Origin of the sequence: Romboutsia sp. 13368, from assembly GCF_018336475.1 — a bacterium.
In the GTDB taxonomy this organism is placed as follows: domain Bacteria; phylum Bacillota; class Clostridia; order Peptostreptococcales; family Peptostreptococcaceae; genus Romboutsia.
This window is the reverse complement of sequence record NZ_CP048741.1, coordinates 953,018-954,160: the sequence shown is the minus strand read 5'-3', so window position 1 is coordinate 954,160 and position 1,143 is coordinate 953,018. Positions and strand designations below refer to the sequence as shown.

The 1,143-nt window shown below is 26.8% G+C and carries 1 protein-coding gene; it reads right to left on the bottom strand.

Annotated elements, in window-relative coordinates:
- Nucleotides 1-120: 120 nt before the first annotated feature.
- Nucleotides 121-1,077: a peptide-methionine (S)-S-oxide reductase MsrA gene (gene msrA, locus G3997_RS03805; protein WP_296648376.1), complete on the bottom strand. Its 957-nt coding sequence runs from the start codon at nucleotides 1,075-1,077 to the stop codon at nucleotides 121-123.
- Nucleotides 1,078-1,143 lie beyond the last annotated feature (66 nt).

The following is a 1,143-nucleotide window of genomic DNA, read 5'->3' as shown; positions in this document are numbered from 1 at the left end:
AGGAGCATATGCTCCTTTTTTATTTGTAATATATTTTAGAAAGTTATACTATTATTTTAAATTTTGTTTAATCATTTTATTAAGCTTATTTTTTAATTAAATTATTTTCATTTAATATAGTTATTTCTCAAATAAATATAAGTAATCTTTATATCCTGCTTCTTCCATTTCATCTTTAGGTATAAATTTAAGTGATGCTGAATTTATACAGTATCTAAGTCCTCCAAATTCTTTTGGGCCATCGTTAAATACATGACCTAAATGAGAATTAGCTTTACTACTTCTTACCTCTGTTCTAAACATACCATGTGTAAAATCACTTTTTTCCATTATACTAGTTTCTTTTACTGGCTTTGTAAAACTTGGCCATCCACAACCTGAATCAAATTTATCTTTAGATGAGAATAATACTTCACCACTTACTATATCAACATATATTCCTTCTTCTTTATTATCATAATATTCATTTTTAARGGGTGGTTCTGTTTTATCATTCTGTGTTACTTCAAATTGTATAGGAGTAAGCTTTTCTTTTAATAATTCTCTATTTAAATTATTTCTATCCCAACTTTCCTTTTTGAATAAATATCTACCAGAACCAACATAATAGCTATAGTAATGATTAGGGTTTTTCTTATAATAGTCTTGATGATAATTTTCTGCTTCATAAAATACTGTAGCTTCACGTATTTCTGTAACTATTGGTGATTTAAATATACCACTTTCTTCTAACTCTTTTTTAGATTTTTCTGCTAATTCCTTTTGTTTCTCATCATGATAAAATATTACAGTCTTATATTTATGTCCTCTATCATTAAATTGACCTCCACTATCCGTTGGGTCTATTTGTTTCCAATATATATTTAAAAGGTCTTCATAGYTTATTAATTCATCATCATAAGTTATTTGTATTGATTCTATATGCCCTGTTGTATCACTACAAACTTCTTCATATGTAGGATTTTCTGTGTGACCTCCTGTATATCCTGATACTACTTTTTTTACTCCTTCGTATTGGTCAAATGGCTTTACCATACACCAAAAGCATCCACCTGCAAATGTTGCTAATTTATCCACCTTAATACCTCCTTATTTATAAAAATAAATTTATATATTATTTATTCCCTATTTTACTATACTTAA